The 7,490-nt window shown below is 56.9% G+C and carries 7 protein-coding genes; 4 read left to right on the top strand and 3 right to left on the bottom strand.

Going from position 1 to position 7,490, the window contains the following annotated elements:
• Nucleotides 1-787: LysR substrate-binding domain-containing protein (locus P7F28_RS04250; RefSeq protein ID WP_277183194.1), on the top strand; the 787-nt coding region annotated here is incomplete at its 5' end.
• A gap of 7 nt (nt 788-794) precedes the next feature.
• Here the strand turns inward: P7F28_RS04250 and P7F28_RS04245 are convergent.
• The 3 genes from P7F28_RS04245 to P7F28_RS04235 all read right to left on the bottom strand — a co-directional run bounded on the left by P7F28_RS04245 (nt 795) and on the right by P7F28_RS04235 (nt 4,433).
• Nucleotides 795-1,082, bottom strand: coding sequence for a hypothetical protein (locus tag P7F28_RS04245; protein ID WP_277183193.1), 288 nt, complete (start codon nt 1,080-1,082; stop codon nt 795-797).
• 1,120 nt (nt 1,083-2,202) lie between these two features.
• Nucleotides 2,203-3,714, bottom strand: coding sequence for a HAMP domain-containing sensor histidine kinase (locus tag P7F28_RS04240; RefSeq protein WP_277183192.1), 1,512 nt, complete (start codon nt 3,712-3,714; stop codon nt 2,203-2,205).
• Nucleotides 3,711-4,433 (bottom strand): response regulator transcription factor, encoded by a 723-nt coding sequence (locus tag P7F28_RS04235; RefSeq protein ID WP_277183191.1) that lies wholly within the window; start codon nt 4,431-4,433, stop codon nt 3,711-3,713. Before P7F28_RS04235 ends, P7F28_RS04240 begins: the two co-directional genes overlap by 4 nt.
• 212 nt (nt 4,434-4,645) lie before the next feature.
• On the opposite strand from P7F28_RS04235, the gene msrB reads away from it, so the two are divergent.
• From msrB to msrA, 3 genes are all read left to right on the top strand, one after another.
• Nucleotides 4,646-5,140 (top strand): peptide-methionine (R)-S-oxide reductase MsrB, encoded by a 495-nt coding sequence (gene msrB, locus P7F28_RS04230; protein WP_277183190.1) that lies wholly within the window; start codon nt 4,646-4,648, stop codon nt 5,138-5,140.
• Between the two features lie 33 nt (nt 5,141-5,173).
• Nucleotides 5,174-6,952 (top strand): cytochrome c biogenesis protein DipZ, encoded by a 1,779-nt coding sequence (locus tag P7F28_RS04225; RefSeq protein WP_277183189.1) that lies wholly within the window; start codon nt 5,174-5,176, stop codon nt 6,950-6,952.
• 21 nt (nt 6,953-6,973) lie between these two features.
• Nucleotides 6,974-7,490: peptide-methionine (S)-S-oxide reductase MsrA (gene msrA, locus P7F28_RS04220; RefSeq protein ID WP_277183188.1), on the top strand; the 517-nt coding region annotated here is incomplete at its 3' end.

The following is a 7,490-nucleotide window of genomic DNA, read 5'->3' as shown; positions in this document are numbered from 1 at the left end:
CAAGGAGCTTGAGGAATACTTTGGCAGGCCGCTTTTTCATCGGCGCAACCGGCGCGTGGAGACGACATCCGAAGGCCGGCGACTGCATGAAAGCCTGGGCCGTGTGTTCGATGTCATCGAGGCAGCATGCGGTGAAGTGGCGCTCGAACCGCAAGCGCAGGTGCTTGCCGTGCATTGCGCGCCAAGCTTTGCGGCCAAGTGGTTAGGCCCACGCTTGCCGCAATTCATGCACGAACATCCGACCGTGACTATCCGGCTTTCCTCCGATGCCGAACCTGCCGATCTGCTCCGTGTGCGCGAAGTCGATGTCGCCATTTCTTATGGCTTTGCGCATGAGCGGGCTGGCGTGGTGACGCGTGCCCTTGGCGCTGAGCGTATCGTGCCATTGTGTTCGCCCGCGTTGATTCGTGACAACGTACCCGTTGCCGAACAAATCAAAACAATGACCTTGATCGATTCGCAATTGAGCCGTGTGACCTGGCCGGGCTGGTTCGCGCTCAACGGTCTGGAAATGCCGCGCGGACCGCGTCCGTCGTTCGATCGCGCGGCGCTTGCGATTTCGGCAGCAGTTGACGGCATGGGTGTCGCATTGGAAACGACGCGGCTTGCCGAACGCGAACTTTCGCGCGGCGATCTGATCGAGCTGGGCGCAGGACTATTCGCTCCGCTCGCGCGGGAGACGCACTTCCTTTCGTATCGTGCCAACGAACGGAATGTCGAGAAAGTAAAGTGCTTTTGCGATTGGGTCGTTGCTAAAGCAGGCCTCGGCGCAACCGCCGAAGCCTGAAACGCATTCAGGCAAAGGCGACCTGTCGATTGCGCTCCTCTTCGGCCACACGTGCATGCGCATAAACCCGCTCTCGCTCGCGCGCCACAAGTGCACGCTTGCGCGCAATGGTCTGCCGATGATATTTCGGATCACCCATTAACGACACATACTCGCCGTGACGATGACGCAAGTATCGCTGGAAGAATTCGGCGCCGGGCAAGCCGCTGTCAAGCGCGAGCAGCACACCGTAATCGATATCGTGCACATCCGCCAACGATTCGATCGCGGATTCCAGCGCTGCATAACGTTGCACGAGTGGCACGCCTTTTTCGCATAGCGTATGAAATCGTTGGTAGGTGAGCACCTGTTCATGCGACGCGCAACGTCGCAACGCTTTTGCAAGCCGTAGACTCAGTTCCGTTTCCACATTTCCTCCCGCGTAATGCGCGGATTAAAAGTGCGCCACTTTCCCCTGTCGTTTCGAGATTTCGAAAGACAGTGCCGATTGATAAGAAAACATCTGGTCGTGCCAGAAGAAAAGCGCATTCATGACGAAGCACGCACGGCCGCAGGAGCGCATCACTTAAATTGCGTTGCGTGAGTTGCGGCGCAATAGCGGACGATTCACCGGACATGCGCTTGAGCACGCTTTCTGAGTTCGCGCGTGCATATTCACACGCTTTGAAATATCAAAGCGATAGACGAATAAAGACTAGTTACGACAAACGCCGTGACTTGCAGCCTGCATTAAAACGTGAAGGCCAACTGAATAAACCAGTGTCGCACTATGCGCTTGTTACGCTGCTTATACGCTTGCTACGCTATAAACGGGGTTGCCGAGCGCGTATGCGCTGACGACTTGCGCTTCCATTTTCTTTAGCCGGTAAAGGCCGTTATGATTGCCACGCCACACTGTTCCGCGTCTTCGCCCTCGAAAGCTCAGCGGCCGTGCGACCCGATTACATGCTAGCAAACATATCCTTAGAAACCAAGGAAAGTTTCCAGCTTCTGTTCAGCACCTCAATTTCATAAGGCTTAAGATCGGAACAATTTTCTTAGCCGACTTAACGATGCGGATAGGTGCATCAATCGCACAGAAAATGCACAAGCTGGAAAGCTAAAGAAGATTATCGTGCTTGGACGACGATACCAGGTCAGCACTAGCGAAATGGCCCTGATGAAAACCCGCAGCAATCGAAGCACTTCACATCGCGCGGCGCTTTAAGTTTCTTTTAAGATGGAGGCTCTAAAACTTGTCACATACCGCTTGCACAATTGCGGTTTATTCGAACCGTGGCAAGCGTCGCTTACCCTTTTCGAAACGTCCACGCGGATGGTCAGACATGCAACGCGTCGCGCGCTTCCCAACGGTGCGTGATCGCAGAATGACCGTCCTCTTAGACCCGGCATGAACGCCGGGTCTTTTTTTACGCTCAATTGCTAAGCCTTGGTGATTCGTCGCCTGAGTGCGCGACTACTGCGTTCAAAGCAAACCGAAACGATGTGCCAGAAGCGCTGGTTTCGACCAAGTGAATCTGACTGCCATTCAGTTGCAGCATGCGTTGCACGATCAACAAACCAAGCCCGCCACGCCCTGCTCCGCGATGATCTTCGCCTGACGTGAATGGCCTTTGAAATAGCGCATCACGCATATTCGGCGGAATACCTGTACCGGTATCGCTAACTGTCACTTCGACTGCTTCCGTCGCGTTCGTCAGTGTGACTTTGACCGTGCCGCCTTTGGGTGTGTGGCGAATCGCGTTATCGAGCAGATTGGTCAGCACGCGTTCGATCATGCCGAGATCCGCGCGAACATTCGGCAGACGAGGTGCGATATCCGCATCGAGATGAACGCCGCGCGATTGCGCCGGCAATTCGAATTTCTCGAAGACGTCCTGAAGCAAATCCATTAGAGAAAATGGCTCAGCTTGCGGTTCGACCATGCCATGCTCGAGCCGCGCGAGTTCGAAAAGCGATTGCGCAAGATGCCCTACTTTGGCGCTTTGCGCGAGCGCGATGGAGAGATAACGGCGGCGGTCAGTATCGGCAAGGGTGTCGGCCTTGAGCGACAGTGTTTCCAGATAGCCGTGCAAGGACGAAAGCGGCGTGCGCAGATCATGCGAAATATTGGCGACGAGTTCGCGTCGCTCGCGATCCTGCCGCCCAAGCGCGCGCCATTGCTCACCTATACGCGCCGCCATTTGCGCAAAGGTATTTTCAAGCACGGCAATTTCGTCATGCGTATTGCGCGCTTTAGCGCGATTGACCACGGGCGCATCGGCCGGTATGCCGCTCGCGTCGAATTTGCGCATGGCATCGGTCAGACGTCTTAGCGGACGCGTGATAAGTCCAAAGGCGATCACACCAGCGACCAGGCCCAGCAAGGTCACGAGGCCCATCGAAGCGAGCGTGGTGCGTAGTACCGCGCTAGCGGATGCTTTAGCCGCAAGCTGATCGTGCTCTTCGCCCAACAGCACGACATAGACATAACCAAAAGGCGGCCTGCCGGGCGCGGCAAGCGGCGCGGCGCTAAAGACCTTGCGCTTGTCGATGCTGCGCGGATCGTCGCCAAGAATGGGTAAAGCCGCGCCGCTCAAGAGCCGCTGCACCGGCGCGAGATCGACATGATCGCGTTTGAGATGGCCGGGAGGCGCATCGTCGGCGCGCACGCGGCCCGTGCTATCGAGCAGATACACCTCGACACTCGGGTTCACCACCATCAACTGGCTGAAGAGACGGCGCACGGCGGGTGCGTCGATGTCGTTGGCGTCTGCGAGTGCGCCATCACGCGCAATATGCTCTGCCAGACCGCGCGAAAGGCTTTGGATAACCTCTTTCTCACGCAAGTCGCTTGCGCGAATCTGCAGCCACGCAGACGCCCCGCAGCACGCTAAAAGCAGCACGCAGAACACGGCAAACAGCCGTTGCGATAGCGTGAATTTCACGGCCTGGCATCCTCTTGAGAAGACGCGAGCTTATAGCCGTGCCCCCAGACCGTAAGGATTCGCTTAGGGTCCGCCGCATCTTTTTCGACTTTAGCGCGTAACCGATTGATATGCGTATTCACCGTATGCTCATAACCTTCGTGTCGATAACCCCACACTGCGTTAAGCAAATCCATCCGCGAAAAGACCTTGCCGGGATGCTGTGCGAAGAAATAGAGCAAATCGAATTCACGCGGCGTTAGTTCAATGCGCGCACCGTCCACGAAGGCCTCGCGCGCAAGCGGATCGATCGCAATACCATTCACTTCGACCCGGCCTGTTTCGAGCCGTGAATCCTTAGCCACCGCATCGACGCGGCGCAGCAGCGCCTTGACGCGCGCGACGAGTTCCAGCACCGAAAAAGGCTTGGCGAGATAGTCGTCCGCGCCAAGTTCGAGTCCGAGAATGCGATGCACCTCGCTCGATCGCGCGCTCGTAATGATGATGGGGGTATAGCGCGTCATAGCGCGCGCGCGGCGGCAAATCTCCAGACCGTCCACGCCGGGAAGCATTAAATCGAGAATAAGCGCGTCCCAGCCGCCTTGCTCAAGTAGCTTAAGACCTTCCGCGCCATCAGCGGAATGGACGACTTCATAGCGCTCATCGCGCAAGTGAAGGCTCAGCACATCGGCGATATGCTGGTCGTCTTCAACAATCAAAATGCGTTTAGCTTGGTCCATTCATTCGCTTGTAAAAACGCGCATCGAGATGAAAGCGGCAGGTAATTAATTTAAAGACTCAGGTTAAACCAAGGCGAACGCGCTTAAGCGCCCTGCCATTGTGCAGAAAAGCGCGCGGCGAAGTATCACATTTAATTTAACTTTCGGTGAGGACTTGGCGATGCGCGCGCGCTTAGCATGCGTTCAACCTACTCGCCCACGAGGAACCGATCATGCAGACACGTCGCCGCTTTCTATTGTCAGGCGCTGCGGCCGCCGTCGCCGCTGTCGTGCTGACTCACCGTCCGCGCGCCCTTGCTGCATCGCAAGAGAAGTTCGAAGTCGTTCATTCCGACGACGAATGGCGTCATATTCTCGGCCCGATGCAGTATGAGGTGATGCGCCGCGAAGGCACCGAACGCCCTTATACAAGCGCGCTTAACGACGAGCATCGCAGCGGAACGTTCACGTGCGCAGGTTGCCGCCTGTCGCTGTTTTCGTCGAGCACCAAATTCGACAGCCACACGGGATGGCCGAGCTTCTGGGCGCCACTCGAACATGCGGTTGCAACCAATGTTGATGGTTCGTTCGGCATGACACGCACCGAAGTGCATTGCCGCCGTTGCGGCAGTCATTTGGGTCACGTCTTCGACGACGGCCCCAAGCCTACCGGTCTGCGCTACTGCATGAATGGCATTGCCATGAACTTTACGCCGGGCGCAGTCTGACGCGCCCCTAATTCACTTATTTCCTTAACGATCATGTTGCTCATCGTCCTTGCATATCTCGGCGGCGCGTTGACGATCCTTAGTCCGTGCATTTTGCCGGTGCTTCCTTTTGTGTTCTCTCGTGCGGATCAACCGTTCGTCAAGAGCGGATTGCCTTTGCTCGCCGGTATGGGATTAACGTTCGCAGCGGTCGCTTCACTGGCCGCTATAGGCGGCGGCTGGGCGACGCAAGCCAATCAATACGGACGCTGGGCCGCCATCGTTCTGCTTGCCGTATTCGGCTTGACGCTGTTGTTGCCGCGCCTTGCTGATCGCATCATGCATCCTTTGGTTAGCGCAGGAAACCGCCTTACGGCGTTCGCTCAGCGCGGCGATGGCAAGCCGAGCATGGGCGGTTCCTTTTTACTTGGGATTGCTACAGGTCTTTTGTGGGCACCTTGCGCGGGTCCCATTCTTGGACTTGTGCTGACCGGCGCGGCCCTCAATGGCGCAAGCGCGGGTACCACCTTATTGCTGCTTGCCTATGCAGCCGGTGCGGCAACATCCTTGGCGATCGCCTTGCTGATTGGCGGACGCGTATTCGCTGCAATGAAGCGCTCGCTTGGTGCAGGCGAATGGATTCGCCGTGGGATCGGCGTCGCGATGCTGGGAGGCGTGGTGGCGATTGCACTTGGGCTGGATACCGGCGTGCTTGCAAGGGTTTCGACTGTGGCTACTGCGGGCGTCGAACAAAAGCTCGTCGATCGATTTGGCCATCGCGATGGCGCCATGATGAAGGCATCCGCTAACGGCAGCATGATGCGTGCATCAACTCAGGCTGTGGCTTTGCCTGTGGAAGGCACCTTGCCGCCGCTCAACGGCGCGGTCGAATGGCTCAACACGCCGCCGCTCACTAAAGAAGCGCTGAAAGGCAAAGTCGTGTTGGTCGATGTATGGACGTATTCGTGCATTAACTGCTTGCGTACGCTGCCTTACGTCAAGGCTTGGGCGCAGAAGTATCGCGATCAGGGGTTAGTCGTAATTGGTGTTCATGCTCCCGAGTTCGCGTTCGAGCGCAATGTCGATAATGTCAAGAAGGCCGTGCACGATCTTGGTATCGACTACCCCGTTGCGGTAGACAATGACTACGCGATCTGGCGCGCTTTGAATAATCAGTATTGGCCCGCGCACTATTTCGTCGATGCGCAAGGTCAGATTCGCTATCACCATTTCGGTGAAGGCGATTACGCGCACTCTGAACAGGTCATCCAGCAATTGCTTGCGGAAGCCGGTCACGGTAATGCTTCGGCAATGTCGAAACAAACATCGGATAGCGAAATGTCGTCCGCGCAAGGGGCCATGATGCAGGCGGATGAAGCCGACGTTCATTCGCCGGAAACCTATATCGGCTATGAGCGCGCGGACCAATTCATGTCGCCGGGCGGTGAGGCGCAGGATCGCGTGCATACCTATGCCGCGCCCAAGGCGCTCGATACCAATGACTGGGGACTTGCCGGTGCATGGAAGGTAGGCTCGGAACATGCAACGCTCTCAGGCGATACGGGACGCATCATCTATCGCTTTCATGCGCGTGATCTGCATCTCGTGCTTGGTCCGTCCAAGGACGGCAAGCCGGTGCGCTTTCGCGTGAGTATCGACGGCGCGGCGCCGGGTGCATCGCACGGAAGCGATGTGCAGGCGGATGGAACCGGAACGGTGACGGATCAGCGCCTTTATCAATTGGTGCGTCAAACAGGGCCCGTCAAAGACCGTACGTTCTCAATCGAATTTCTCGATTCCGGCGTAGAGGCCTATGCCTTCACTTTCGGCTAAGCGACATTTCAAGGACATATCATGGCTAAGAGCTCAGGGAAATTAGCAGGCAAATCAGCAGGCAAGGTGAGCAAAGTACTGAGCGTGGCGTTTTTGTCCGCAAGCGCATTCGCTCTAATCCGCACTGCTCATTCGACGGAAGGCGCGACGGTGATTCCCGCACCCTCACATGACGAAACCATCGGCGCGACACATACGGAAACTGCCGTGTTCGCAGGCGGTTGCTTCTGGGGCGTGCAAGGCGTGTTTCGGCACGTTCGAGGCGTCAAGGAAGTGATGTCCGGCTATGCTGGCGGCGCGGCGAATACGGCGCAATACGAGCGCGTCAGCGAAGGTGATACGGGCCATGCAGAATCGGTTCGGATAACATACGATCCGACGCAGGTCACGTACGGTCGCCTGTTGCAGATATTTTTCTCGGTTGCACATAATCCGACCGAACTGAACTATCAAGGCCCGGATCACGGCACGCAATATCGCTCGGCGGTTTTCCCGACTAACACCGCGCAGCGGGACGTCGTCAATGCGTACATTACGC

This window comes from Caballeronia sp. BR00000012568055 (genome assembly GCF_029439455.1).
Classification (GTDB): Bacteria; Pseudomonadota; Gammaproteobacteria; order Burkholderiales; family Burkholderiaceae; genus Caballeronia.
This window is presented reverse-complemented; position numbering and strand designations above follow the sequence as displayed.

Coding starts and splice junctions, on each gene's coding strand:
- P7F28_RS04235 (WP_277183191.1), bottom strand. CDS start 4,433: ATGGACCAAGCTAAACGCATTTTGATTGTTGAAGACGACCAGCATATC.
- msrB (WP_277183190.1), top strand. CDS start 4,646: ATGCAGACACGTCGCCGCTTTCTATTGTCAGGCGCTGCGGCCGCCGTC.
- P7F28_RS04225 (WP_277183189.1), top strand. CDS start 5,174: ATGTTGCTCATCGTCCTTGCATATCTCGGCGGCGCGTTGACGATCCTT.